This is a genomic window from Sulfuricurvum sp., assembly GCF_049305995.1.
Taxonomy (GTDB): domain Bacteria; phylum Campylobacterota; class Campylobacteria; order Campylobacterales; family Sulfurimonadaceae; genus Sulfuricurvum.
Map to the genome: position 1 here is coordinate 1 of NZ_JBAQPS010000291.1, position 24,236 is coordinate 24,236.

31 protein-coding genes and 5 tRNA genes are annotated in these 24,236 nt (G+C 42.2%); 2 read left to right on the plus strand and 34 right to left on the minus strand.

Features of this window, described 5'->3' with window-relative positions:
- Positions 1–160: 160 nt before the first annotated feature.
- The 11 genes from WA010_RS09970 to WA010_RS10020 all read right to left on the minus strand — a co-directional run bounded on the left by WA010_RS09970 (position 161) and on the right by WA010_RS10020 (position 6,075).
- Positions 161–236 (minus strand) — tRNA-Trp (locus WA010_RS09970).
- A gap of 33 nt (positions 237–269) precedes the next feature.
- The gene (gene rpmG / locus WA010_RS09975) at positions 270–422 is read right to left on the minus strand and encodes a 50S ribosomal protein L33 (RefSeq protein ID WP_294894180.1); all 153 of its coding nucleotides are present in this window, start codon (positions 420–422) and stop codon (positions 270–272) included.
- 39 nt (positions 423–461) lie between these two features.
- Positions 462–1,661: an elongation factor Tu gene (gene tuf / locus WA010_RS09980; protein ID WP_422556971.1), complete on the minus strand. Its 1,200-nt coding sequence runs from the start codon at positions 1,659–1,661 to the stop codon at positions 462–464.
- Between the two features lie 95 nt (positions 1,662–1,756).
- Positions 1,757–1,831: transfer RNA gene (locus tag WA010_RS09985), tRNA-Thr, on the minus strand.
- Positions 1,832–1,934: 103 nt separating this feature from the next.
- Positions 1,935–2,011: transfer RNA gene (locus tag WA010_RS09990), tRNA-Gly, on the minus strand.
- A 3-nt stretch (positions 2,012–2,014) separates the two neighbouring features.
- Positions 2,015–2,100 (minus strand) — tRNA-Tyr (locus tag WA010_RS09995).
- Between the two features lie 55 nt (positions 2,101–2,155).
- Positions 2,156–2,232, minus strand: a tRNA-Thr gene (locus WA010_RS10000).
- Between the two features lie 66 nt (positions 2,233–2,298).
- Complete coding sequence (locus tag WA010_RS10005; RefSeq protein ID WP_422556972.1) at positions 2,299–3,036, minus strand: YaaA family protein; 738 nt, start codon at positions 3,034–3,036, stop codon at positions 2,299–2,301.
- Positions 3,036–4,184, minus strand: a complete 1,149-nt coding sequence (locus WA010_RS10010) for a calcium:proton antiporter (RefSeq protein ID WP_422556973.1) — start codon at positions 4,182–4,184, stop codon at positions 3,036–3,038. The genes WA010_RS10005 and WA010_RS10010 overlap by 1 nt, the downstream gene beginning before the upstream one ends.
- A 56-nt stretch (positions 4,185–4,240) precedes the next feature.
- Positions 4,241–5,194 carry a magnesium/cobalt transporter CorA gene (gene corA, locus WA010_RS10015; RefSeq protein WP_422556974.1) on the minus strand — a complete coding sequence of 318 codons (954 nt, stop codon included), beginning with the start codon at positions 5,192–5,194 and terminating at the stop codon, positions 4,241–4,243.
- A 2-nt stretch (positions 5,195–5,196) separates the two neighbouring features.
- Positions 5,197–6,075 carry a radical SAM/SPASM domain-containing protein gene (locus WA010_RS10020; RefSeq protein WP_422556975.1) on the minus strand — a complete coding sequence of 293 codons (879 nt, stop codon included), beginning with the start codon at positions 6,073–6,075 and terminating at the stop codon, positions 5,197–5,199.
- 12 nt (positions 6,076–6,087) lie between these two features.
- On the opposite strand from WA010_RS10020, the gene WA010_RS10025 reads away from it, so the two are divergent.
- Positions 6,088–6,408, plus strand: a complete 321-nt coding sequence (locus WA010_RS10025; RefSeq protein WP_422556976.1) for a thioredoxin family protein — start codon at positions 6,088–6,090, stop codon at positions 6,406–6,408.
- Positions 6,409–6,528: 120 nt separating this feature from the next.
- Here the strand turns inward: WA010_RS10025 and WA010_RS10030 are convergent, their stop codons facing one another.
- The 23 genes from WA010_RS10030 to WA010_RS10140 form a co-directional block, all read right to left on the minus strand.
- Complete coding sequence (locus WA010_RS10030) at positions 6,529–7,281, minus strand: TrmH family RNA methyltransferase (RefSeq protein WP_422556977.1); 753 nt, start codon at positions 7,279–7,281, stop codon at positions 6,529–6,531.
- Complete coding sequence (gene tkt, locus WA010_RS10035; RefSeq protein ID WP_422556978.1) at positions 7,281–9,197, minus strand: transketolase; 1,917 nt, start codon at positions 9,195–9,197, stop codon at positions 7,281–7,283. The genes WA010_RS10030 and tkt overlap by 1 nt, the downstream gene beginning before the upstream one ends.
- Positions 9,198–9,200: 3 nt before the next feature.
- Positions 9,201–10,049 carry a polyprenyl synthetase family protein gene (locus tag WA010_RS10040; protein WP_422556979.1) on the minus strand — a complete coding sequence of 283 codons (849 nt, stop codon included), beginning with the start codon at positions 10,047–10,049 and terminating at the stop codon, positions 9,201–9,203.
- A gap of 43 nt (positions 10,050–10,092) precedes the next feature.
- Positions 10,093–10,458, minus strand: a complete 366-nt coding sequence (panD, locus tag WA010_RS10045; protein ID WP_422556980.1) for an aspartate 1-decarboxylase — start codon at positions 10,456–10,458, stop codon at positions 10,093–10,095.
- A gap of 3 nt (positions 10,459–10,461) precedes the next feature.
- Complete coding sequence (locus WA010_RS10050; RefSeq protein WP_422556981.1) at positions 10,462–10,836, minus strand: (2Fe-2S) ferredoxin domain-containing protein; 375 nt, start codon at positions 10,834–10,836, stop codon at positions 10,462–10,464.
- Between the two features lie 126 nt (positions 10,837–10,962).
- Entirely contained in the window at positions 10,963–12,261 is a 1,299-nt protein-coding gene (locus WA010_RS10055) for a UDP-N-acetylmuramoyl-L-alanyl-D-glutamate--2,6-diaminopimelate ligase (protein ID WP_422556982.1), read from the minus strand.
- Positions 12,251–12,844 carry a hypothetical protein gene (locus WA010_RS10060; RefSeq protein WP_422556983.1) on the minus strand — a complete coding sequence of 198 codons (594 nt, stop codon included), beginning with the start codon at positions 12,842–12,844 and terminating at the stop codon, positions 12,251–12,253. Before WA010_RS10060 ends, WA010_RS10055 begins: the two co-directional genes overlap by 11 nt.
- 47 nt (positions 12,845–12,891) lie before the next feature.
- On the minus strand, positions 12,892–13,167 hold the full coding sequence (locus WA010_RS10065; protein ID WP_422556984.1) for a NifU family protein: 276 nt from the start codon (positions 13,165–13,167) through the stop codon (positions 12,892–12,894).
- A gap of 121 nt (positions 13,168–13,288) precedes the next feature.
- Positions 13,289–13,639 carry a 50S ribosomal protein L17 gene (gene rplQ, locus WA010_RS10070; protein WP_422556985.1) on the minus strand — a complete coding sequence of 117 codons (351 nt, stop codon included), beginning with the start codon at positions 13,637–13,639 and terminating at the stop codon, positions 13,289–13,291.
- A 108-nt stretch (positions 13,640–13,747) separates the two neighbouring features.
- A complete protein-coding gene (locus WA010_RS10075; protein ID WP_422556986.1) occupies positions 13,748–14,740 on the minus strand; it encodes a DNA-directed RNA polymerase subunit alpha in 993 nt (330 codons plus the stop codon).
- A gap of 23 nt (positions 14,741–14,763) precedes the next feature.
- Positions 14,764–15,390 carry a 30S ribosomal protein S4 gene (gene rpsD, locus WA010_RS10080; protein WP_422556987.1) on the minus strand — a complete coding sequence of 209 codons (627 nt, stop codon included), beginning with the start codon at positions 15,388–15,390 and terminating at the stop codon, positions 14,764–14,766.
- Positions 15,391–15,401: 11 nt separating this feature from the next.
- Positions 15,402–15,794 (minus strand): 30S ribosomal protein S11, encoded by a 393-nt coding sequence (gene rpsK / locus WA010_RS10085; RefSeq protein WP_299990594.1) that lies wholly within the window; start codon positions 15,792–15,794, stop codon positions 15,402–15,404.
- An 11-nt stretch (positions 15,795–15,805) separates the two neighbouring features.
- A complete protein-coding gene (rpsM, locus tag WA010_RS10090) occupies positions 15,806–16,177 on the minus strand; it encodes a 30S ribosomal protein S13 (RefSeq protein WP_422556988.1) in 372 nt (123 codons plus the stop codon).
- A 2-nt stretch (positions 16,178–16,179) separates the two neighbouring features.
- Positions 16,180–16,293 carry a 50S ribosomal protein L36 gene (rpmJ, locus tag WA010_RS10095; protein WP_015654591.1) on the minus strand — a complete coding sequence of 38 codons (114 nt, stop codon included), beginning with the start codon at positions 16,291–16,293 and terminating at the stop codon, positions 16,180–16,182.
- Between the two features lie 198 nt (positions 16,294–16,491).
- On the minus strand, positions 16,492–17,751 hold the full coding sequence (locus WA010_RS10100) for a homoserine dehydrogenase (RefSeq protein WP_422556989.1): 1,260 nt from the start codon (positions 17,749–17,751) through the stop codon (positions 16,492–16,494).
- The gene (locus tag WA010_RS10105) at positions 17,748–18,971 is read right to left on the minus strand and encodes an LL-diaminopimelate aminotransferase (RefSeq protein ID WP_422556990.1); all 1,224 of its coding nucleotides are present in this window, start codon (positions 18,969–18,971) and stop codon (positions 17,748–17,750) included. The genes WA010_RS10100 and WA010_RS10105 overlap by 4 nt, the downstream gene beginning before the upstream one ends.
- 71 nt (positions 18,972–19,042) lie before the next feature.
- Positions 19,043–19,675, minus strand: a complete 633-nt coding sequence (locus tag WA010_RS10110) for a hypothetical protein (protein WP_422556991.1) — start codon at positions 19,673–19,675, stop codon at positions 19,043–19,045.
- Positions 19,676–19,681: 6 nt separating this feature from the next.
- On the minus strand, positions 19,682–20,485 hold the full coding sequence (locus tag WA010_RS10115; protein ID WP_422556992.1) for a hypothetical protein: 804 nt from the start codon (positions 20,483–20,485) through the stop codon (positions 19,682–19,684).
- Positions 20,482–21,159 carry a 23S rRNA (guanosine(2251)-2'-O)-methyltransferase RlmB gene (gene rlmB, locus WA010_RS10120; protein WP_295013482.1) on the minus strand — a complete coding sequence of 226 codons (678 nt, stop codon included), beginning with the start codon at positions 21,157–21,159 and terminating at the stop codon, positions 20,482–20,484. The genes WA010_RS10115 and rlmB overlap by 4 nt, the downstream gene beginning before the upstream one ends.
- A gap of 13 nt (positions 21,160–21,172) precedes the next feature.
- On the minus strand, positions 21,173–21,982 hold the full coding sequence (gene rsmI, locus WA010_RS10125; RefSeq protein ID WP_422556993.1) for a 16S rRNA (cytidine(1402)-2'-O)-methyltransferase: 810 nt from the start codon (positions 21,980–21,982) through the stop codon (positions 21,173–21,175).
- A 97-nt stretch (positions 21,983–22,079) separates the two neighbouring features.
- Positions 22,080–22,283, minus strand: coding sequence for a 50S ribosomal protein L31 (gene rpmE, locus WA010_RS10130; RefSeq protein WP_299935407.1), 204 nt, complete (start codon positions 22,281–22,283; stop codon positions 22,080–22,082).
- 103 nt (positions 22,284–22,386) lie between these two features.
- On the minus strand, positions 22,387–23,055 hold the full coding sequence (locus tag WA010_RS10135) for a 16S rRNA (uracil(1498)-N(3))-methyltransferase (RefSeq protein WP_422556994.1): 669 nt from the start codon (positions 23,053–23,055) through the stop codon (positions 22,387–22,389).
- On the minus strand, positions 23,052–23,468 hold the full coding sequence (locus WA010_RS10140; RefSeq protein WP_422556995.1) for a hypothetical protein: 417 nt from the start codon (positions 23,466–23,468) through the stop codon (positions 23,052–23,054). Before WA010_RS10140 ends, WA010_RS10135 begins: the two co-directional genes overlap by 4 nt.
- A gap of 103 nt (positions 23,469–23,571) precedes the next feature.
- Between WA010_RS10140 and WA010_RS10145 the strand changes: the two genes are divergently transcribed.
- The gene (locus WA010_RS10145; protein ID WP_422556996.1) at positions 23,572–24,138 is read left to right on the plus strand and encodes a molybdopterin molybdotransferase MoeA; all 567 of its coding nucleotides are present in this window, start codon (positions 23,572–23,574) and stop codon (positions 24,136–24,138) included.
- Positions 24,139–24,236 lie beyond the last annotated feature (98 nt).

Consider the following 24,236-nt stretch of genomic DNA (forward strand, 5'->3'; position numbering starts at 1 on the left):
CAATAAAAGCTTGCTTAACTTGTGGCTTGGTTGGGAAAATAACTTTTGCAAGTTCCATTTTCGCATTATGAATAGTTTGACTTAATGTATTTTTCATTTATTCTATCCTCAGGACATTTCCAACAAATAAAGCTCTCAAGCATCATTGGTAGAAAATGAGTGGCAGGCCAGGAGGGATTCGAACCCCCAACAATCGGATTTGGAATCCGGCGCTCTACCATTGGAACTACTGACCTATGTATAATTAAGAATCCCCGAGGGGATACAACTTAAAGTTTTGCTTCTTTATGAATCGTGTGCTCACGACAAAATTTACAAAACTTACGTACTGAAAATTTTTCAGTATGAGTTTTTTTGTTTTTAGTAGTGTGATAGTTACGACGAGTACACTTTTCACACGCTAAATGGATATTTTCACGCATGTTTAACCTTATGATTCCAACCGCAAGGGTTGGGGAAAATTATGCAAGGATTTTAGAAACAACCCCAGCGCCTACAGTACGTCCACCTTCACGGATAGCAAAACGAGTACCCTCTTCCATAGCGATTGGGTGAATCAATTCAGCATTGATTTTCACGTTATCACCAGGCATAACCATTTCAGTACCTTCTTGTAAGGTGATAGCACCTGTACAGTCAGTTGTACGAACGTAGAATTGTGGACGGTAACCGTTGAAGAATGGAGTATGACGTCCACCCTCTTCTTTGCTCAATACGTAAATCTCAGCCTCAAATTTTGTGTGAGGAGTGATTGATTTAGGTTTACAAAGAACTTGTCCACGCTCAACATCTTCTTTCTTAGTACCACGGAGAAGAAGACCACAGTTGTCACCCGCTTCACCCATGTCCATCTCTTTACGGAACATCTCAACACCAGTTACGGTTGTTGTTTGAGTGTCACGGATACCAACGATTTCGATAGTTTCACCGATTTTGATTGTACCACGCTCGATACGACCGGTAACAACCGTTCCACGACCAGAGATAGAGAATACGTCCTCTACTGGCATCAAGAAATCTTTGTCTGTTTCACGCATTGGTTGTGGGATATAAGCATCAACTTCAGCCATAAGCTTTTGAATTTTTGCTGACCACTCACCAAGAGTACCAGTTTTTGCTTCTTCAAGTGCACGAAGAGCTGAACCAGCAACGATAGGGGTATCATCACCTGGGAAATCGTACATATCAAGAAGTTCACGAATTTCCATCTCTACAAGTTCAAGAAGTTCTTCGTCATCAACCATATCTTCTTTGTTCATGAAAACAACGATGTATGGAACACCGACTTGCTTAGAAAGAAGGATGTGCTCACGTGTTTGTGGCATTGGACCATCCGCTGCAGAAACAACAAGAATAGCTCCGTCCATTTGAGCCGCACCGGTAATCATGTTTTTAACATAGTCAGCATGCCCAGGACAGTCAACGTGTGCATAGTGACGGTTGTTTGTTTCATACTCAACGTGTGAAGTAGCGATTGTAATACCGCGCTCACGCTCTTCTGGTGCATTATCGATTGCATCGTAATCCATCATTTTTGCGCCGTTTGTTACTGCAAGTACCGCTGTAATTGCTGCAGTTAACGTAGTTTTACCGTGGTCGACGTGACCGATTGTACCAATGTTACAATGTGGTTTTGTACGTTCAAATTTCTCTTTTGCCATAGTGTCCTCCGACGATGTGTATAAATGAATTTGGAATTATACCAAAAAACAGCTGAAATAGCTTTCAAGCTTTCAAAAAATTACAATATTATTACTGGAGCTCACGAGCGGATTTGAACCGCCGACCTCTTCCTTACCAAGGAAGTGCTCTACCCCTGAGCCACGTGAGCATAAAACAATGATAAAATGTATTTGGAAGCTTAAAAACTATTTTACGGTCTTAAGGTAATGATGAAGTAGTAATTATAATGAATTGTATACTTCAGCTCCCAGTGGAGCGGGAAACGAGACTCGAACTCGCGACATTCAGCTTGGAAGGCTGACGCTCTAGCCAACTGAGCTATTCCCGCAGATGGTGGTGAGAGAAGGATTCGAACCTTCGAAGATAAAAATCAGCAGATTTACAGTCTGCCCTCGTTGGCCACTTGAGTATCTCACCACGGCCATAATCTGGTCTAACACTGATAAATGTAATGCATTCCAATTTCATTTAATGGTGCCGGCACGAGGATTTGAACCCCGGGCCTATTGATTACAAATCAATTGCTCTAGCCAACTGAGCTATGCCGGCACTGGTGAAATGGAGCCGAAATTATATACACTCTTTTCTAAAATGTCAAGGCTATTTGAAAGAAAATCAAACAATCGAATAAATAACCTCTTTTTTCTTTTTCGTCTTTATAATTTCACGTACAACTAAGCCCTCAATATTCATTGCCAACAACTCTTGAATCGACGCAATTTTTTCCTTCGCCGCTTCACGTAATACAATTCCTCGATACGCTTTTGCCCAATGACTCACGACTTTTCCCTCTTTGAGAAATTTCAATGTTACGCTCTGATTTCGAGGTGTGTAAAACTTATCATAAAAACTTGCACGTAAATCCAATACCTCTTGATCACCGATCATCTCATCCAAAGCACCACTGAAGTACTTTTTGTAATGTTTTTCGGGAATAAAAGAACCTATGGATGATCCTTGTTTCAGTTTGTAATCCGGGATATGATTCCCTGCACTAATTGGTCCAAAAAGGTTTGAAAAAATAATGGTGTTGTTATCAATATAATGTTGAGATTCAAAGGAGAGTTGAGGATAAGCAAGATAGTCATACGCAACTCCATCGTATCGTTCAATGGCTTTCATAGTAGGTGCTGTCGTAAAGCTCTGTTTATAGCGACCGTACTCTTTGGGATCTTTTATCCCGAAAAGGTCATACAGCTCCTCATCAGAGCCTTGTTGCGTCAATGATTGATAGTGTTCGATCACCTCAAGACGTTTGGGGTAAAGATCGGGGAAAATAAGGTTTTGTTGATTGAGTGGAGGGAGTGTTCCCCCCTCCTGTTTTCCTTCACTCGGTGAAAAAAGGATAATCATCAGTAATACGCGGCAATAATGGCGTAGCTCAAAAAGAACATCATGTGCGACGCCCCCTCGAAATAGTTAGTCTCCCCCTCATCGGTCGTCTTCCATACCAACAAGATCGTCAACAGCAATGCACCGATTTGAAGCGGATTAAAATCAAGGGTCAGATTGATCCCTGACATATATGCCAACATCATCAGAATTGGAACCGTCAGGATAATCGATACCGTTGATGCCCCCATTGCTATATTAACAACCCGCTGAATCTGATCGTTTCGTGCAGCGCGAACGGCTGTAAATATTTCAGGAGAGACACTAATGATTGCAATGACCAATCCGGCCAATCCTGCAGAAATACCATACTCTTTTGCAAGTCCTACCCCTTCACCTGCAAAAATTTCTGCTCCAAAAGCAATAATTGCGATAAAAAAGAAAATCGCAAAAAAATTAACAGCTGTACTCAGATGTTCAAAAATATAATCACTTGATTCATTTTCATCAATCTCGCCCTCTTCTTCTTGAAGTTTTCGTTTCAAACGAAAAAAGCGGCTACGTGCCGTTGCTTTAAAAAAATGGGTATGGGTACGGGTTTGAAAAATAAAAATAATGATATAGAAAAGAAGTAATACACCGGCTATTAAATGGCTTACATGGGTTAATGATTCACTCCCATGTTCGGTATGGCTAAGGAGCCCTGGAACCAAAAGAGCACTGGAAGCAACAAATAAAACAGTACTGTAAGCACTCGATGTTTCTTTGTTATGCTGCTGTTGTGTAAATGCAAGCCCCCCCAAAAAGACGGCAAGCCCAAGTAGTACATTTAAATCAACGATTACCGCAGAAATAATTCCTCCTTTGACCGTTTCTAACACTTCAGGAGAATGTTTGACCTCAAGTAAAATAACATAAAGAAGAATGATTTCAACCGCTACAGCACTAAAGGTGAGAACAAAACTGCCATAAGGCTCTTGAAGCCGTTCTGAAAGGATATCAGCTACTTCAGCAACAGTAAGAGAGAGTGCAGCAATACCAATAGCAGCGAAAAGCGTAGCCATCAAAGAATCATGCTGAGTATGAAAGATAAAAGCAAGAGCAATAAAAGCAATACCAATAAAGATATCCCAATAGTCTTCAATAAAGTAGCGTATCCGCCTGTCCAATTCTTTTTCCTTTTTATAAATGGTAATAAAGCATCATACCATAATCAATATGATACTTAAATCCACCCTTTTCGTTTGAAGATATAAACCGGCAATATTGATGAAATAATCATCATGCAAACTGAAAGTAAATAGCCGTATTTCCAATGCAATTCAGGGAGAAGATCAAAGTTCATCCCATATATACTCGCAATTAAGGTCGGTGGGAGAAAAACAACATTCACAATCGTAAACATTTTGATAACTTTATTTTGCTCAATGCTCAATACGCCAACGAAAATATTTTGAAGGTAATCAAGTCGTTCAAAATTAAAGTCTGTATAATCGATCAACGATTTAATATCTTTAAGCATAACGGTGACATCATGTTTCAACGAATGTTTATATTTGTTTGACTTTAAAAAAGCACTCAAAATACGTTGTTTATCATTCAAATTTTCACGAAGCTGCATATTCAAATCTTCCAAAGATGAAATTCGCTCCAAAATCTCTTCATCTTCATTTGTGTAATCAGTTAGAACATGTTTTCGTACACGAGTAATATCTTTAGAAAGTTTTTCAATAATATCCGCATCGGCATCAATCCGAATATCCAAAATTTGACAAAAAATATCATACCCTGTCTCAAACTGCTTCGGTGTCGCAAAAAATTTTCGATTGAACTCATCAAAAGTATACAATGAGGTATAACGAATCGATATCAATAAATTATTATACAAAATAAATGATACAGTTTCATTGTGAGAACTTTCTAGTTTTGTAACCAAAAAATAGCTATTAATTTCAATACGATCACTCTCTTCCCAATAACGCGAACTAATCTCAATTTCTTCGGTCTCTTGTTTCGTTGGAAATTTTATATTAAACGTATTTTCTATAAAAACAACCTCATCATAAGTTGGTATCAACATATCGATCCAAATGACTTTTTCGATAACATCTCCATCCAGTTCTGACATGTTATCAATAAATGCAATGGCATTTTCATTACGAACGTAACATTTAATCATGGTTATACCTCCTTATTGAATCTATCCTTATAACTGCACATTTGACATAATTTTTCGGTGCATATCCCTTTTGCAAATCCTTCGGTTATTGCTAGAGAGCGTTTCAATGACAGAATTTTACCCAAATTTATCTCCCTCAGGTTACCTAACTCAATAATCCCATCAGAGTCCAAACAGCACGGAACAACTCGTCCATCGACCAACACCGCTATTTGTTTATCAAGACCCTGACAATACCCGTTACTTTGATGGGTATTTTTTAGACTCGGCCACTCAAAATAGCGATCGAAATGAAGCAATATTTTAGACGCTAAACGGATCGATTGACGCTCACCGCTAATCTGTGAAGCAATCATCCCCGCTTTTAGGGAAAAATGCTCCTCCAAAAGGGCAAATAGCCTCTCGTTAAAATGGCTCTCACTGTATACATCATCCAAATTCCACAATCGCAGATTAATAAAAAAATTGCTCCCACGTGATAGCTTCTCATCGCACAGTCTCAATATCAGTTCCATGTACGCTTCAAAGGTTCGTGAAACGCTGTTTTTATTAAAACTATTGAGAGAGATGTTCACTTGACGCAAAGCGGGATGAAATAAAACATCGCGCCGCGAGTCATCCAAATAAAACCCACTAGTCGTAATCATCACTTTAAAACCCAATGCGTGGGCGCAATCGAGATAGTCTTCCAGATTGCTCAGCACCATCGGATCACCCATCACATGCAGTGCGATCTCATCGGTATAGTCCGATAATTCTTCCACAACTTTTTTGAAAAATGGGAGCTCCATTGTTATGCTCGGAGATATTTTAGGGGGACAAAAGCTGCATGATAATCCGCAAATATTGGTTATTTCAACATAGGCACGACTGAATTTCATTATAATCCCTTTATGCAAACCTTAGAATCACTCAACCAAACACTCCAAACCCATGATGCGGTTATGCTCTATTTCAGTGCACCCACTTGTAACGTATGCCATGCCCTTAAGCCGAAACTGACCGAAGCGATTATGGATAACTTCCCCTCTTTTGTCATCGAGAATATCGACATCTCCGAAACACCCGAAATCGCATCCCATTTTAGCGTCTTTGCCATTCCGACGGTACTTATCTTTTTTCAGGGGCGGGAGTTTTTGCGGAAAAGCCGCCACATGAGCGTGGGTGAAGTCATCGAGGATATTCGACGACCCTATAACCTTATGCTTGCGTAAGCAAACTTCTGCCTCAAAGAGGCAAGCGTTTGCCCGCGCTTGACTAGGCTTTCCGCTTCGCTACATGTAGCCCAAGCGGCAAGCGTAGCTATGGGGGCTTTGCTCCCGTAGCGTATCACATTACGGTAGAAAGCTGACAATCCCTGCCGTTACAGCAACATTGAGCGACTCGACACCGCGATACATCGGGATGCTCACATTATGCGTCGAAGCGCGCATTACTGTATCGCTTACCCCTTCGGTTTCATTCCCCAATACAAAAATAGCGCGAGACGGAATCTTCAGCGTATGAATATCTTCTTTAGCGTGAGATGAGAGGGTTATTATTGCCATATCTTTAAGTGTCAAAACCTCACTTAAATCTTCGCAATAATAGATGGGGATTTTAAAGAGGGTTCCCGCGCTCGCTTTCATCACTAAGGGAGAGAGTTTGGTACTGTTTCGACGAGGTAATACGATCCCATCGATTTTACTCGCTGCAGCGGATCGGACAATCATCCCCAAATTTTGAGGGTTATTGATCCCATCAAGGGCTAAAAGACGAAATGCATCGGGTAGATCAGTCGCAATATTCGAGGCACTGCGATAGTTTTGGCTCACGACGTCAATTGCGACCCCTTGATCCTGAGCGCTGTTTTTCGAGATACGGGATAATGACTCTTTGGTATGGTATTTGATTTCCGCACCGCGCATCTCAGCAAGCGCCATAATCTCTTCAATCGTCTCATCACTGCGGTTGCTTTTGGAGAGATGAAGCTTATGAATCTGTACTGCATCATCACGCAATACCTCAACCGCTACATTGCGACCGTAAAGGGTAATCAACGAATCAAAAAAACGTTTCTTCTCTAAATATTCAGAAGAATCTTGCATTAAATTTTTGCCGCAACGGCTTCTGCGCTAAATCCGAATTTATCAAACAATTTATCCGCAGGAGCACTCGCACCAAATCCATCCATTGCCACAACCGTATCAGCAAAACGGTACCACTCTAAACCGCGAGCCGCTTCGATAGCGATCTTTTTCGTGGATGGTTTAATGATAGAGTCTATATAGCTTTGCGGTTGTTCCAACAGTAAATCAAAACACGGAACACTCACAACATTCGCCGCAATTCCACGAGAAGAGAGAAGTTCAGCAGATTCAATCGCTAATCCAACTTCAGAACCTGATGCCATAATCGTGACCGTTGCATTAAGACGCTCTATCAATAGATATCCCCCATTTTCCACATCTCCGTGAACCGCAGTAGGGAGCAACGGAAGATTTTGGCGTGAACAAACAAATGCCGAAGGGGAGTGTTTCATCGAGAGAGCTTTTTGCCAACATTTAACATTCTCAGCACCATCAGCCGGACGATAAACATAGAAATTCGGTAATGCTCTAAATTGACTCAAATGTTCGATCGGCTGATGGGTAGGGCCGTCTTCGCCTACACCAATACTGTCATGCGTCCAAATAAAGAAATGTTGGATACCTGCTAGTGCCGCAATACGAGCTGAGGGCTTGAGATAGTCGCTAAAGACGAAGAAGGTTGCACTAAATGGCATGATTGACCCATACAATGCCATAGCGTTCGTAATCGATGCCATCGCGTGTTCACGGATACCGAAATGGATATTTTTACCTTTAGGGAAATCGCCCATGTTCGTCAATTCTGTTTTGTTTGAAGGGCCAAGGTCTGCCGATCCTCCGATAAATCCGGGAATCGCTTTGGCAATCGCATTCAAAATAATACCGTTGGTATTACGGGTTGCGTCTGCTTTTTCAAATGTCGGCCAAGCAATACGATTGAAATCAGGGTTCATCAACTGCGCATACGCTTCGTTTTGTTCCACCAATGGAAGTTCATTGATACGATGATTCCACTCCCGCTCCGCCAAGTCCCCTTTTTCAATCGCGCATCGAAAACGCTCTAATACCTCTGCATCCACAGCGAACGTTGCTTCAGGATCAAAACCCGCTGCAATTTTTGCCGCTTGAATTACATCATGCCCAAGTGGTGCTCCGTGCGCATGGTGAGTCCCTTCCATCTTACCGCCCCCTTTGGCGATAACGGTGTTAGCGATAATAAGCACCGGACGGGTCATCGTTTTCGCTTGTGTCAATGCACTGTCGATCTCATCGAAGTTGTGTCCGTCGATCTCCAATACTGCCCAGTTTTGAGACTCGAAACGATCTCTCATGTTTTCGCTGAGGCTCAGTTCGGTAGAACCTTCGATCGTAATACGGTTCGAATCGTAAATCAATACCAAGTTATCCAATCCCATATGACCTGCAATCGAACACGCTTCGTAACTGATCCCCTCTTCCAAATCACCGTCACCGCACAAACAGTAAACATTGTGATCGATCAACTCTGCCGTTTCGGAGTTGACTTTGTGTCCGACATAGCTTGACGCCATCGCAAAACCGACCGCATTGGCAATCCCCTGACCCAAAGGACCGGTGGTAATCTCAATTCCCGCCGTATGACCATACTCAGGATGTCCCGGAGTTTTAGAGTCGAGCTGACGAAAGTTTTTTAAATCCGCGATCTCCAATCCGTATCCCCATAGGTAATACAAAGAATAGATCAACCCTGTCCCGTGACCACCGGAGAATACCAAACGATCCCGATTGAGCCATTTCGGATTTTTCGGATTATGGATGAGATGCTCGGAGAGAACCACGGCGATGTCTGCCAACCCCATCGGTGCGCCCGGATGTCCTGAGTTAGCCTGTTGAACCATATCTGCCGCTAAAAAGCGGATCGTATCTGCCATTTTTTGGCGCGTTGTATTACTCATCGGTTAGTCCTTGTGTCGGTTAATGTAGTGGTTAAGTGTTGGTGACAATTCACGTTGCAAATTCTCATCAAAACTTTGTATTTGTCGGGTCACTTTATCTGCCAGTGTATTAGCCTCTTCCATTGCCGTCTCATAGCCTAGCAACGTGACGAAACTGTTTTTTGCCTCATCGTTGTTGGTTGTTTTACCCGCTTGCGCCTCATCTTGGGTCACGTCTAAAATATCGTCTTGGATTTGAAACAGCAATCCCAAATCAATCCCGAAATTATACAGCTCCTGCGCGAGATCGTCTCGTCCCACGATAAATGCACCCATTTGAAGCGATGCCGCAATCAATTTTCCCGTTTTGTGGATATGGAGCATTTTAACCTGTTCAAGTTCCAAGCGGCTGTTTTCAAAATGACAATCGATCGCTTGCCCTAAAACCATCCCCGCTACTCCGCCATTGTGGGCAAGAGAGCGAACCAGTTTTACAATGACCCGATCCGAAAACGGGGCATTGGAGAGCACTTCGAACGCATAAGTATTCAGAGCATCCCCCGCCAAAATTGCACTCACTTCATCATACGTTTTGTGTAATGTTGGAAGTCCCCGCCGTAAATCGGCGTTATCCATCGCAGGGAGATCATCGTGAATCAAAGAGTACGTGTGTAGCAATTCGATAGCGAATGCGATATGGAAAGCACTTTGGGTTAAAAGGGGGTTATAGGCGCGGACCACCCCTAAAAGAAGTGCGGGACGAAACCGTTTCCCGCCACCGATCAACATTTGATGTAACGAATTCTCATAATGGGGATGAAAAGATGTAGCAGAAGGAAGATGTGCTTCTAAAAATGCTTCAAACTGCTCCATGTTTATCCCACTATTTTTTAGCGAAATAGTAGCATGAGGGAGCTTATATCTTCTCGATTATATCGGTGATACTATTTTCATCATCGACCAATACAACCGTAGGTTTATAGTTTTCAAGTTCACTATCGTTGTACGTAGCGTAGGCAACAATAATGATTTTATCCCCTTTATGCACTTTACGTGCCGCAGCACCGTTAAGACAAATATCACGTTGACCCCGTTCCCCGAGGATGATGTAGGTCGAAAATCGCTCACCGTTATTAATGTTTAGAATTTCTACTTTTTGACCTACACGCATTTTAGAGGCTTCCAAAAGTTCTTCATCAATGGTGATCGAACCGACGTAATTGAGATTAGCGTCGGTCACGGTAGCACGGTGGATTTTACTGTAGAGCATTTCGATCAACATCGATTAGCGCCCCATCTGCTTCATCATATCAGCCGGCGTAATCGCTGCATCCCACAACTCGGAAGGAATAACATATTCTTGCACTACTTCACCGCCGATGATATGACGATCGATGATTTCATTGATTTTTTCTTTGGTAAGTCCTGCATACATAACATGACCCGGTTCTACGAGCATAATAGGGCCAACATTACAACGGTTCATGCATGACGTACGGATTGGTTGTACTGTTGCAATAAGACCTTTTTGCATCAACGTTTGTGCTAAATGTTGAAATAAATCCTGAGTATGAGGATTAACACAACTTGGTTTCGGCATACCCGGAGGTGAGCTTTGTTCGCACTTAAAAATATAAAACGCCGGTTGAGGGATACCCATCGACCACTCCTTAAAACTTTGGTGTACTACATCCACCGTAAAATAATTACGGCATTATAGCCAAAATAACCGTATGCATATTAAGCTCCATCAAGCAATCGTTTTGCTTAAGGGTCACTTTATCGCTTAGAATAATTCGCTTAACAACTCTTTGGCAACGATTCGATCATCAAAAGGAAGGTGCTGATCGTAAATAATTTGGGATGTTTCATCCCCTTTTCCTAAAATCAGAACCACTTCATCTCCCGTTCGATCACGAAGAGCTTGGGCAATTGCAGAGCGACGATTGACATCAACATAGACATTTGATCGATCTTCAATCCCCCTCAAAATCTCTTCAATGATAGCATCAGGATCTTCAAATCGGGGGTTGTCACTGGTTACGTATACCTTTTTAGCGTATGCACTTGCAACTCTCCCCATCATCGGACGTTTGGTTCGATCTCGATCACCGCCGGCTCCAAATACCACCAAAACCTCTTTCTCTTTCAGAGCATTAAGGACTTGCTCCATCCCATCGGGTGTATGGGCAAAATCGACAATCACGAGAGGTGATTCACTTACCACCTCCATCCGTCCGCTCACCCCGCCGAAATTTTCAACCGCATCAGCAATTTTTTCTAAACTTTCACCGCTCACTAAATGAACAGCACCCATTGCCGCTGTAATATTATAAAGATTGAAAAATCCGTGCAACGAAGAGGCAAAAGGGGTATGTTCTTCAAAATGTTTTAATACACCGCTCACACCATTGTTGAGGGAATAAGCGATAATTTTATAGGTTGAGGGATTTTCTACCCCGTAGGTAAAAGCATTTTTGAAATTAAACTCAGCCTTTGCTTCATCTTTGTTAATCAGTTTTTTCGTCTCATCTTGAAAAAAGAGGTTCTTAATCCGAACATACTCTTCAATACTCAAATGATAATCGAGGTGATCTTGGGTGATATTAGTCAAAATTTTCAATCCAAATGTTATTCCAGCGATCCGTTCTTGCTCGATCGCATGAGAACTTACTTCCATAATAAAATACTCGCACCCTGACGCAATAGCGTGTGCCATGTGACGATAGGTATTGAGCACCGTTGGAGTAGTGAGTGTTTTCCCCTCCACTAGAGTATCATTCATAAAGAACCCACGTGTCCCCTGCATTGCCGCTTTGTGTCCTAAATCCAGTAACAGCGAATATATCGCACTAGCCGTCGTTGTTTTACCGTTTGTCCCTGTAATCCCAATCACGCATAAGCGATCCAGTCCAAAAAGCTTCCAACACTCATCAGGAGTTATAAGCGAATGAGCACCGCGAGTGAGAGCATCCTCTTTGTACTTTTCATTTTGCTTGGTGAGTAAAAATGCACAATCCTTGTTACAATCACCGGAATTCTCACTTATATAACGATAAGGCTGATCTTCAATCTCAATTTTCAATGCTTTTCCCTTTGGCTAAACGGCGTAACAAATTTCGAAGTTGGCGATCATTCGGATAGACACCCAGTGCACTTTCAAGGTAACTCAGAGCCATCTCTTTATACCCGTGATCAATCAAATTGTCCAAAAAGTCAACAAAGTCCTCTTTTTCAGTAATAATCACACGGGTTGAAAACATGATATTTTCAAAAATACGGTTAAAGTCGTTTTCATTCGCAACCAATTCTTTAAATTCAGTGTACATAATACCGTCTTCATATGCAAGACGTTGTTTTACAGTCTCATCAAATAATCCAGACAATTGATCCAATGTTCCGTCCATTGTCTGTAAAATTTCAGAAATTACCGTATCCGCCGTATCTATATCTTCGCTACGCAAAATCGTATAGTAATCAAACAGTGCTTCACCAGCACTTTCGCCACCCATCGCCATATCTGATAAAATCGCACCATTATATGCCTCTTTGGAATCAGGGTAATCTTTAAGTGCTAATGAATAATCACGTAAAGCATCTCTGTACTGACCCGACAAAAAATGTTCATTTGCTTGTTTGAGGGTTTTAGGTAAGTTAATGGTTTTCATGGATATCCCTCCTATATATACTTCTAATATCGACTAAAAATTTGAAATTATAATACGTCGATTTGATGTTCCATACCATGCGGTACGTTGATTACATTTAATTCTGGATGTATATCCATCCGTAGTTGACGTTCAACACCATATTTCAATGTATTACCGCTGCTTGAACATCCAATGCACGCACCTTGTAATTGTACATAAATCGTTCCATTCTTAATGGTTAGGAATGCTATATCACCACCATCCAATGCCAAGCTCGGACGAATTTTATCAATGACATTTCGGACTGGCTGCATCAATTCTTCATCACTAAATGGAATCATGGTTATTGTACCTTTAAACGCTCAAATATTATGTTATAGTATAAAAAATGGTCTTTACATGCACTAATGAGAAAAGGGTAATTTTAGAGTGAAGCTCGATTTAAGGGGGGTATTGAACTCGTTAAACGAGTTCAATGTACGCCATTGGTGTAGCATCACCACGACGAATACGAGTTTTAACGATACGAGTATATCCGCCGTTACGCTCAGTATATTTAGGGGCAACTTCATTAAGAAGTAATTTGGTTGCTTCTTTGTTTTGCAATACAGCAAACACTGAACGGTGAGCATTCGCATCACCAATACGTGCAGTTGTAATCAATTTTTCAGCAAATGAACGAAGTTCTTTTGCCTTGATTAACGTAGTTTCGATTTTACCGTGTTCAATCAACGCAATGCTAAGGTTGGTCAACAAAGCTTCACGATGTGCGCTCGTTCGACCTAGCTTGCGGTATCCGTGACGATGTCTCATGAGATACTTCCTCTACTATTTATTTTTAACGCTTATGGAGCAAAGCCCCACAAGCTACGCTTGCCGCTATGGCACTAAAGCTACGCCTAACGGCGAGATTTATAAAACTTATTCAGCTTCGATTTTCTTTTTGATAGCACTGATAAGATCATCAGCGAGATCTTGCCCGACAGCATAACCGTATTCAGTGATTTTTTCTAAAATCTCTTCAAACGATTTTTTGCCTAGGTTTTTAACTTCTTTCAAATCATTTTGGCTCATCATAACGATTTCACCGATATATTTGATGTTTGAACGATCTAAACAGTTAAAGCTGCGTGCACTTAAACCAAGATCTTCAATACGCGCTCCCAAACGTTTAAGTTCAGGATGTTCATCTCCACGCTCAGCAACAGCAGGAGCTTTAATACTTACTTCGCTGTTAAATACCGCCATTTGAGCATACATTACCTCCAAAGCATTTTTAAATGCATCTACCGGAGAAATTTGCCCATCTGTCAAGATGTTGATAACCACTTTTTCAAAATTTGGGTTATCTTCAACAAGTACATTCTCAATAGCGTATGTCGCACGGCGAACCGGTGTAAAATAAGCATCAAGAGCAATGTATCCATCACCCAAAATATCCCGTACATCTTCACTCGGTGTATAACCGATACCCTGATGAATTTTTACGGTGAAAGTTAACGTTGCATCTTCATTTAACGTTGCCAAAAATGCATTTGGCGTTACCACTTCAACATCATCATTATCCAAATCACGTCCATTGATTTCACAAGGGCCTGCGAAACTGTAGGTGATCTCTTTCTCTTTAAGAGCGTTTTTCAATTTGAAACGGATCCCTTTGAGATTAATGATGAAGTCCGAAATGTCTTCGAGCATACCGCGCACTGAGTCAAACTCATGCTTAGCACCCTCAATTTTAATACCGATCGGTGCGAATCCAACCGAACTGCTTAGCAAAAAACGGCGAAGTGGATGAGCGAGTGAAACCGCGAATCCGGTTTCAAACGGATAGGCGATAATATTCGCTTCGTTCGCGCTGATTTGCTCGACGACAAACTCTTTCGGAAGAAGCGGTGATGTCTTAATTTTTTTCATGCTGAACGCCCTTTCTTTAATGATTATTTCGAGTAAAGCTCGACGATTAGACGTTCTTCAACAGGGATAACAATTTCTTCACGCTCTGGAAGACGTGTAAAAATACCGAACGCTTTATCTTGATCGATGTCAACCCATGCCGCAAGACCGGTTTGGTTGGTCAACTCAATCGCGCGAACGATTTGGTTGTTCTTTTTACTTTTTTCGTGAATTTCCACTTTTTGACCCGGTTTTACGCGGTAAGATGGAATGTCAACACGTTTTCCGTCAACTAATACGTGACCGTGGTTTACCAATTGGCGAGCGAAACGACGAGTCGTTGCAAATCCCATACGATAAACAACATTATCAAGACGTTGCTCAAGAAGCATTACCAAGTTCGTACCGGTGTTACCAGTGCGACGTTTTGCTTCACCGAACAATGAACGCATTTGTTTTTCGCTCAAACCGTACATAAATTTCGCTTTTTGTTTTTCGCGAAGTTGTGTACCGTATTCAGAAATTTTTGTACGGCGTTGACCGTGCTGTCCTGGTCCGTAAGGACGTTTGTCAAGGGCACTTTTACCTGCAAGACGACGCTCACCTTTTAAACCAAGGCTAACACCGAATCTTCTTTCGATTTTTTCTACGGGTCCTCTATATCTTGCCATTGCTAAACTCCTTAGACTCGTCGGCGCTTAGGCGCACGACATCCATTGTGTGGTAGTGGAGTAACGTCTTTCATGAAAGAAACACGTAAACCTTCGATTGCACCAACACTTTTAACTGCTGTTTCACGTCCAGAACCTGGACCTTGAACTTTAATTCCCACTTCTTTAATTCCGTGGACCATTGCTTTCTCGAGTGCAGACTCTACTGCTTGTTGCGCAGCAAATGGAGTGGACTTTTTAGAACCTTTGAAACCAAGGGCACCAGCCGAACTCCATGCGATCATATTACCCATTTCATCGGTAACCGTTACAAGAGTATTGTTGAATGAAGCCAAGATATGTACAATACCTTTAGCAATATTCTTCTTTACGATTTTTTTACGGGTTGCTTTTCTTTTTGCCATACTCTAATCCCTTACTTTGTGGCTGAGCCGACGGTTTTCTTTTTACCTTTGCGTGTACGAGCATTGGTTTTGGTTTTTTGACCACGGCATGGGAGACCTTTACGGTGACGAAGACCACGGTAAGAACCAAGATCCATCAACGCTTTAATATCCATAGCGACTTGTTTACGAAGGTCACCTTCTACAGCGATGCCGCTGCTTCGGATCTCTTTAGCGATTGTTGCCGCTTCATCTTCTGAGAGTTCGTATACACGCTTGTTGTAATCGAGCCCTGTTGCATCCAAAATTTTGCGCGAAGTATGCAAACCGATACCATAAATATAAGTTAATGCATATTCCAAACGTTTTTTCTTAGGTAAGTCCACACCAACAATACGTGCCATGCTTATCCTTGTCTTTGTTTATGTTTTGGGGTTTTGCAGATTACGCGAACAACCCCTTTGCGCTTGATAATTTTACAATCATCGCACATTTTCTTCACTGAAGAACGTACTTTCATCGGTAGGCTCCGTTGATTTAAATCACTTGCTTCTCGTAGGTGAGATTGATCGCACCAATACTTGTAACTACGATTGAACGCAGTTATAAACATTCAATTCTATTTGTCCGAGAGGGCAAAGTGGACGCGTATAATACAGCAATTAAGGTTAAATTTTTATTAAGGTGTTAAATAGGAAGGAGGGGATACGAATCGTAACTAAACGATTCGTATCATAAAGGGAGATTCTAAAACAGCATCTAATACTTCAAGTTTATCCATCAATGCATGAAGCGAACGCTCTGTCGCTTCATGGGTTGCAAACAACAGATGAGCACATTCAGTTTCGGAAGGGCGCTGAATAACCGCTTCAATCGAAATGGCCTCATCCGCAAAAAGGCTCGTAATCTGTGCCAAGATTCCCGGTTTATCCGAGACACGGAGACGAAGATAATATTTAGAGCGAATATCCTCACTATTTTTAAGACGAAGTCCCTCTTCAAGCGGATGATTAAACCCGAGCATCGGAGAGCGTTTACCGGAGCGGACAATATCGATAATGTTAGCTACGACTGCGCTCGCCGTCGCATTGCCACCCGCACCCGGACCGTAATAGAGGGTTTCACCGACTCGATCGCCGACAACACTGATACCGTTCATCACACCGTCGATTTTTGCGATCATGGCATCTTCTTTAACCAATGCCGCATGAACGCGCAGTTCCACTTCATCACCCTCACGCTTTGCGATTCCCAAAAGCTTGATTGTGTATCCGAATTCTTTGGCAAACGCGATATCATCTGGGGTGATTCCCTCGATCCCCTCAATCAAAATCTCTTCGGGCTTCGCATCGATACCATAAGCAATCGAAGCTAGGATAAGAAGCTTGTGTGCCGCATCGAATCCGCCGATATCAAACGTCGGATCGGCTTCGGCGTAGCCGAGTGCTTGCGCTTCGGCCAAAACATCGGCAAACGGAGTCCCTTCATTCATCATTTTCGTCAGCATAAAATTACACGTACCGTTCATAATTCCCATAATAGAGAGGATATGATTGGCAGATAACCCATCGCGCAACGCATTGATGATCGGGATACCCCCTGCCACACTCGCTTCAAATTCAAACGGTATCTCTCCCGCAATATCTTGAAGCTCATAACGATGATACGCAAGAAGGGCTTTGTTTGCCGTTACAACAGCTTTACCGTTCTGAAGTGCTTTTTTGACAACAGCCAAAGGAAGTTCAACTCCTCCCATTAATTCGACTACGATATCAATCTCAGCATCATTTACAATATCATAAGGATCTTGAGAAAGTTCGATCAATAAATCAGAAGCTTTCTCAAGATTACGAACAACACCTCTTGTGACAACGATAGTCTCACCTGCACGTGCACTGATGATTGATTGATTTTTTTCCAAAATATCAACAACAGCACGCCCTACTGTGCCGACACCGATCACACCAACACGTATCACTCGATACCCTTACACTCTAATATGCTTAAAAAGTGTTTAATATTTTTAGCCGCTTGACGAATACGTTTGTCATTTTCGATTAAGGCAATACGAACGTACTCATCCCCATAATCTCCAAAACCGATTCCCGGTGCCACTGCCACATTTGCTTCAACTAATAAACGCTTTGAAAATTCCAAGCTTCCAAGATGGCGAGCACATTCTGGAATTTTTGCCCATACAAACATCGATGCTTGATTACGGCGAACCGGCCATCCCGCACGGTTAAACGCTTCGATCAAAATATCTTGACGGTGATCGTATTTATCGGTAATCTCTTGAACACACGTTTGATCGCCATTAAGAGCAATCGTTGCAGCAACTTGAATCGGGGTAAACATCCCATAATCCAACCAACTTTTGATTTTTTGGAGTGCTCCGATCAGTTTTGCATTTCCGACGAAAAATCCGACACGCCATCCTGCCATATTATAGCTTTTAGAGAGGGTAAAACTCTCTACTGCAACATCTTTAGCCCCAGGAACCGACATGATAGATGGGGTTTTATACCCATCAAACGTCAAATCGCCATACGCGATATCACTAATAACATAAAAACGCTCACGTTTCGCCATCTCAACAACACGGGTATAAAATTCAGGTGTTACGGTTGCCGTCGTCGGATTATGCGGGAAGTTAACCACTAAATACTTCGGTTTTGGAAACGAAATATGAAATGCCTGTTCCAAACGTTCAAAAAAGAGATCTTCATCTACTTTGTAATCTTCATCAAATGGTAGTTCCATTTTTTGGACATTTCCGCCCGCCAAAATAAATCCATAGGAGTGGATCGGATAGGTTGGGTCAGGGACAACTACAACATCACCTGGATTAGTAATTGCGTATGCCAAATGGGCATAACCCTCTTTGGAACCCATCGTCGCAACCGCTTCAGTATCAGGATTAAGATCGACATCATAACGACGTTTATACCAATCACAAATAGCTTGACGAAGTTTAGGAATCCCTTTAGAGGCTGAATATCCGTGTGTTTTCGTTTTTTGTGCTGATTCGATCAGCTTTTCACGAATGTGTTTCGGGGTATCTCCATCAGGATTTCCCATACTGAAATCGATAACGTCGGCTCCGGCACGTCTACGTGCCATTTTTAGTTCATTAACTTCAGCAAAAACGTATTTTGGAAGGCGTTTAATCCGGTCAAATTGGATTTCATCAAACATGGCTACAACCTGTGATTAAAAAATTGCGCCATTTTAGCATAAGAGACTTAGTTTTTATATAATGCACACACTTATTGTCTAGGAGTACTAGACTCGATCCACATCCCTTCTTTAAGCACTTTCATCCCATACGTATTTGAAATTTTTAGATAACAAGCTCCCTCTGGCAGGTCAAATTCCAATTCCTCTTTTGATTCTATTGAACGAAAAGATGTAATTACTTTCATACGGCTATCCAAAATTGCTATATCAGGATACCATACTCCGCTATATGGCGCTTCGATATGAATACGCTGCCCACTTTCAACACGAAACCATTGAGCGATATTTACTTTTTTTAATTCTGAACTTTCATCTCTACCAAGAATAAAAATATTCCAAAAAACGTTTTGTGTATCAAGTAATAATGTCAATTTTTGTTTGTCAAATTCAACTCGTTCAATATGAATCAATTGCTCTTTGAGATTTTCAGCTAAAAGAGCAGGATCAAACCCTTTATTTCCAATCGCTTTAGCATAAAGTTCCCCTCGACCCTCTCGAATTACCAATGATTCAATGTCTAATTTATACCCTATAGAATTAAAGCTTTGAACAATCGTTCGAATACTTGAAATCGGTTCGCCGCTAAAGGAAATAGAAGTAGTAATATTTGCCCCATATCCTATAGAAAAAAGAAATAAATATAAAAATCCGTATTTAACCAAGATGAACTACCAGTTTTTTCCGCCATTACGTTCAATAAATTCTTCTTTTGAAATCTGTTTCAAGATTCCATTTTCACAGATAAATCGAATGGTCTCTTTATCTTTTAATACTGTTTTTTCTCCACCTATATCAATTTCAATACGACCATGCCCTAAAAAGATCAACCAGTTTTTAGCGGTATCAATAACAATTGCTTCACTGGTAATGTTTTGTACTCGTTCATTCGTTGCCATATCAATCATTCCATACCAAACTTTATACGTCGGTCGAATACTAAGTATTTTACCTGAGCTCGTTGTTGATACACTCGGTAAAGTAGTTTGGTTGTTTTCCACAACCATTACACTGTTTGTCATATTTATGTCATTGTTTTCACTAAGGTTAATATCTTTTACTTCATCAACAACTTCAACAGCTAAAGAAGTTAATTGTATAACCTCTTCACTAGGTTCTACTGCCATTTTTCCCTGTATAAAATACCCGGTGACCATCAAGATAATAATAAAAACTATTCCCGCTATCACCCATTTTGGTTTAGAGTTAGGTACTGATTGTAAAATAACTGATTGTTTTGGTGCCATCAACACCGAATGAGTTTCACAAAACTCCATATACTCTTGTCGAATATTACTCAGATCTATACTGTATTCACGTTCTAGAATTGAGATGTATCCCATAAATTGAACCCGTCCGATTTCTCCATACGATTTGGTCATGACCAACTCTACTTTGTCGCGGGAGATATGGGTTCTCTCATGAATTTTCTCTGTTCCAAGAGCCTGTAAATCCTCAAACGTGTTACATTTCATCTCATTCTCTCCATTAATATTGCGCCGGCAACACCGACATTTAAAGAATCAAAATCGTGTGCCATTGGAATCGAAATACCGACATCAAGGCTTTTTTGAACACGCCCGCTCAAACCTTCCCCTTCGTTTCCTAATACCAAAGCACGTTTAGTTGCAAATGTCGTTTCGCGAATATCGTTTCCATCCATCACCGCGCCGTAAATTTGAAATCCCGATTGCTTCAACTCATGAAGGACATCATGAATATTGTGAATCACAACAAGCGGCATATCAAGTGCCGCACCGCTGCTGGTTCGGATCATCGGTTCAAAATTCGGCTCTTTAATCCCACTGATAACAATCGCATCCACCCCTAGAGCATAAGCACTGCGAATGAGTGATCCGATGTTACCCATGTCGGTAATGGAGCTGAGAATCACGATAAAATCGCATTTTTTCAAGAAAGGGGAAGCATACGGGACAATTTGGGAAATTTCGGCAATATAGCCCTGATGATTTCCCCCCTTGACCATCGACTGCGCCGCTTTTTCGGGGATCCGTTTGATCTCAAAACCCATTTTCATGAGCAACGAGTACTCTTTCTTATCGACCTCTTTTGCCAAATATAGGATCTTTATACGATCCTTATGACGTTCAATTGCGTAATAAACCGGTTGTTTTCCATAAATAAGCATGAGGTATTATATCCTAAGATTTCATGAGACGCGTATAGCACTCTTTGGGATTTTCTCCCGTAATTTTTGCGATCAGTTTAGAAGCCGCTTTTTTAGGGATATCGAGGGCTAAAATATCCTGTTCACTCAAAGAGGAGCTTTTTCCCTCTGAAGCTTCAATCACCACAACCCATTCTCCTCGAATTTCTTGATCCATTTGAGAGATTAATTCTGTCGCTTTTCCTCGGTAAAACCGCTGAAATTTTTTCGTCAACTCTTTGGCCAAAAAAACATTTCGATCCGGTACGGCAACGGCTATTTCGGACAAAAGTTTCTCCAACCGTGTCGGCGCTTCGTACAATACCGTCGTGTATCCGTTGAACAATGCTTCTTGCAACGCAGCGGATCGGTCATTCCCTTTGTGAGGCAAAAAGCCGAAAAAGAGCATTTTCGTCTGGACGAATCCGCTGGCGACAAATGCCGTCAGTACCGCATTTGCCCCCGGCAAAACATCGTATGCGATTTTGTGCTCGATGCAATAGTGGATCAGCATCTGCCCCGGATCGCTGATCCCCGGCATCCCCGCATCACTCACATAAACAACATTAGCATTAAAAAATTCAGGGGTGAGTTTTGAAATAAAATCCGCCTCATTGTGCGAATGAAGACTGAAAAATTGGGGTTCAATGGTTGTGAGATTGTGACGCTCTTTGAGCAAATGGATCAGTTTTTTGGTAATACGGGTATCTTCACAAAGAATCGTATTAGCGGTGGATAGAATCTCGAGAGAACGGAGTGAAATATCGGAAATATTACCGATAGGGGTGGGGACAAGAGATAACACGGAACCTCTTCAAGTGCGGTTTACTGCACGTGAGCTTCCCGCTGAGGGAAACTTAGCGTTAGCGTAGCCAAAGGGATGAATTCCTTTGGCGTACAAATTATGAGTTAAGTGCGTAACGTTTTTTGAATTTATCGATACGACCTGCTGTATCTACTTGACGCTCAGAACCGGTATAAAACGGGTGACATGCGCTGCAGATATCAACACGAATGGTGTCTTTTGTGCTGGTTGTTGTGAATGAGTTACCACATGCGCAGCTTGCTGTACATTCAACAACGTTCGGGTGAAGATCTTTTTTCATAGGTTTGCCTTGTGATCGACGGCGTTGTACGTCGGTCTGTATAGTTTTATATCCGTACGGGGGCGGATAATTGGAGGCGAATTATAACGAAAAAATTCTTTTTTTACAATAAGCGCGATGCTATCGCTATCGCCGCCGTTTCAGAACGCAATATCATTGGAGAGGAAAAGAGACGGACACGGTTATCGCTAAACAATTTACGCTCAGACTCATCAAATCCCCCCTCGCAACCGATCACGACCGTATCGACCGATTCATCCTTCTCAAGCGCTGTTCCGCCGAAATCAAAAATCACCGATTGGGGATTGTTTTTTAAAAAGGTGCTGAGATTCGGAGCCTCGGAGAGTTCGATCAACGACGTACGTCCGCACTGCATAATCGAGCTCTCCATGATCCGGTTAAACCGCTCAAAATCGAGGCGAAAATTTTGCTGCGAGCGACGGCAATGGATAAAGGTGATTTTGTGAACCCCCAGTTCGGTGAGCATCGAGAGGGTTTTCTCAATCGTTTTCGGATCCACCAAACACCATCCGATATGGAGGTTTTTCGGACTCTCGCAAAGCGAAGCATGATGGCTTTGAAGGGTGAAATAGGCAACGCGACCATCGGTTCGTTCCAGTCGGTAGCGGTACTCTTCGCTCAAACGCTCGCGTGAGCGAAACGCGATCAAATCCCCCGCTTTATGACGTCGTACTTTGATGAGATATTTGTAATCATCGCCGCTGACACTGAGCTCCCCCGCACCGACATCACCGTGAAGAAGAAATTTCATCCTTGTACCAACATCCAGAGTGTGATTGCGAGTAACAGAGTCATCTCTATACCTAAGAAACGAAACGCTTTTTTCTTATAGTCCGCAAAAGCTCCCTCTTGAGTAATATCGGTTCTGCGTTTGAGGGTTTTGTACCGCTTGGCTTCGAGGATAATCATCACGATGGCGATCACGATCATGGCGATATTGGAGAACGTGAAGTGCAAATGTTTAGCTGCCATCATCACCGCACCCGTAAAAAGGATCAATGCGATAAAAGAACCCGATATCGGCATCACAATCCGCATTCGCTTAGAATAACGGACAACATGATGAGAGAGGGATAACATGACGATGTTGAACACCACCACTCCCATCAAGACAATAACTCCGAAATAGTGGATATTCAATCCGGTTTTATACATAGCTTCCATAAAGGGGATTTTACCTTAAATTGCCTATAATGACTCCCTAAATGATTCCTCGGCATATGAATAGTTTAATGCATTGAGAGGAGACTACACATAAGGAGACGGTATGGCAATCAACGTAGAAGAGGCACTTAAAGCGATTTACACCTTTGCTACCCCAACGCAAAGTGAAATCGTACCGATAGAAAACGGTATTCATCGAGTCCTCTGTGAGAGCGTTACCGCCACCCATTCTCTCCCCTCGTTTGACAACTCGGCAATGGACGGCTACGCGGTGCGGGTCGAAGATGCGGGCAAAACGCTGAAACAATCGTGTGTCATCTTTGCCGGAGACGGTGCCGAGATACGCATGGTCGAGGATCAGTGCATTCGCATCATGACGGGGGCAAAAATCCCGCAAGGGTGTGAAGCGATCGTCCCCATCGAAGAGGTGAGTGTCAACGGTGATTCAGTCACCCTCCCAGGTTCCATCCGAGCCTCTGCCCATATCCGTCTCAAAGGGGAAGATATTCAATCGGGGATGGAGTTATTGAAGCTGGGGACAATGCTTCACGCCCATCATATTTCACTCCTCGCATCGCAGGGGATTACCCATATCAAAGTATATCGCCGCCCGCGAGTCGCCCTATTCTCATCGGGAAATGAGCTCAAAATGCATTATGAGGAGTTGTGATCAAATCAGCTCTACAACACCAATACCCCGACCTTTGCTGCCCGCGCAAAGGAGCTGGGGTGTGATGTGATCTTTACCGGCACGGCAGTGGATACGCT

What these genes read in the sequence shown, in the direction of transcription:
- rpmG (WP_294894180.1), bottom strand. Translation starts at nt 422, where the DNA reads ATGCGTGAAAATATCCATTTAGCGTGTGAAAAGTGTACTCGTCGTAAC.
- tuf (WP_422556971.1), bottom strand. Translation starts at nt 1,661, where the DNA reads ATGGCAAAAGAGAAATTTGAACGTACAAAACCACATTGTAACATTGGT.
- WA010_RS10005 (WP_422556972.1), bottom strand. Translation starts at nt 3,036, where the DNA reads ATGATTATCCTTTTTTCACCGAGTGAAGGAAAACAGGAGGGGGGAACA.
- corA (WP_422556974.1), bottom strand. Translation starts at nt 5,194, where the DNA reads ATGATTAAATGTTACGTTCGTAATGAAAATGCCATTGCATTTATTGAT.
- WA010_RS10020 (WP_422556975.1), bottom strand. Translation starts at nt 6,075, where the DNA reads ATGAAATTCAGTCGTGCCTATGTTGAAATAACCAATATTTGCGGATTA.
- WA010_RS10025 (WP_422556976.1), top strand. Translation starts at nt 6,088, where the DNA reads ATGCAAACCTTAGAATCACTCAACCAAACACTCCAAACCCATGATGCG.
- WA010_RS10030 (WP_422556977.1), bottom strand. Translation starts at nt 7,281, where the DNA reads ATGCAAGATTCTTCTGAATATTTAGAGAAGAAACGTTTTTTTGATTCG.
- tkt (WP_422556978.1), bottom strand. Translation starts at nt 9,197, where the DNA reads ATGAGTAATACAACGCGCCAAAAAATGGCAGATACGATCCGCTTTTTA.
- WA010_RS10040 (WP_422556979.1), bottom strand. Translation starts at nt 10,049, where the DNA reads ATGGAGCAGTTTGAAGCATTTTTAGAAGCACATCTTCCTTCTGCTACA.
- panD (WP_422556980.1), bottom strand. Translation starts at nt 10,458, where the DNA reads ATGTTGATCGAAATGCTCTACAGTAAAATCCACCGTGCTACCGTGACC.
- WA010_RS10050 (WP_422556981.1), bottom strand. Translation starts at nt 10,836, where the DNA reads ATGGGTATCCCTCAACCGGCGTTTTATATTTTTAAGTGCGAACAAAGC.
- WA010_RS10060 (WP_422556983.1), bottom strand. Translation starts at nt 12,844, where the DNA reads ATGAAAACCATTAACTTACCTAAAACCCTCAAACAAGCAAATGAACAT.
- WA010_RS10065 (WP_422556984.1), bottom strand. Translation starts at nt 13,167, where the DNA reads ATGATTCCATTTAGTGATGAAGAATTGATGCAGCCAGTCCGAAATGTC.
- rplQ (WP_422556985.1), bottom strand. Translation starts at nt 13,639, where the DNA reads ATGAGACATCGTCACGGATACCGCAAGCTAGGTCGAACGAGCGCACAT.
- WA010_RS10075 (WP_422556986.1), bottom strand. Translation starts at nt 14,740, where the DNA reads ATGAAAAAAATTAAGACATCACCGCTTCTTCCGAAAGAGTTTGTCGTC.
- rpsD (WP_422556987.1), bottom strand. Translation starts at nt 15,390, where the DNA reads ATGGCAAGATATAGAGGACCCGTAGAAAAAATCGAAAGAAGATTCGGT.
- rpsK (WP_299990594.1), bottom strand. Translation starts at nt 15,794, where the DNA reads ATGGCAAAAAGAAAAGCAACCCGTAAAAAAATCGTAAAGAAGAATATT.
- rpsM (WP_422556988.1), bottom strand. Translation starts at nt 16,177, where the DNA reads ATGGCACGTATTGTTGGTGTGGACTTACCTAAGAAAAAACGTTTGGAA.
- rpmJ (WP_015654591.1), bottom strand. Translation starts at nt 16,293, where the DNA reads ATGAAAGTACGTTCTTCAGTGAAGAAAATGTGCGATGATTGTAAAATT.
- WA010_RS10105 (WP_422556990.1), bottom strand. Translation starts at nt 18,971, where the DNA reads ATGTTTGATGAAATCCAATTTGACCGGATTAAACGCCTTCCAAAATAC.
- WA010_RS10115 (WP_422556992.1), bottom strand. Translation starts at nt 20,485, where the DNA reads ATGAAATGTAACACGTTTGAGGATTTACAGGCTCTTGGAACAGAGAAA.
- rlmB (WP_295013482.1), bottom strand. Translation starts at nt 21,159, where the DNA reads ATGCTTATTTATGGAAAACAACCGGTTTATTACGCAATTGAACGTCAT.
- rpmE (WP_299935407.1), bottom strand. Translation starts at nt 22,283, where the DNA reads ATGAAAAAAGATCTTCACCCGAACGTTGTTGAATGTACAGCAAGCTGC.
- WA010_RS10135 (WP_422556994.1), bottom strand. Translation starts at nt 23,055, where the DNA reads ATGAAATTTCTTCTTCACGGTGATGTCGGTGCGGGGGAGCTCAGTGTC.
- WA010_RS10140 (WP_422556995.1), bottom strand. Translation starts at nt 23,468, where the DNA reads ATGGAAGCTATGTATAAAACCGGATTGAATATCCACTATTTCGGAGTT.
- WA010_RS10145 (WP_422556996.1), top strand. Translation starts at nt 23,572, where the DNA reads ATGGCAATCAACGTAGAAGAGGCACTTAAAGCGATTTACACCTTTGCT.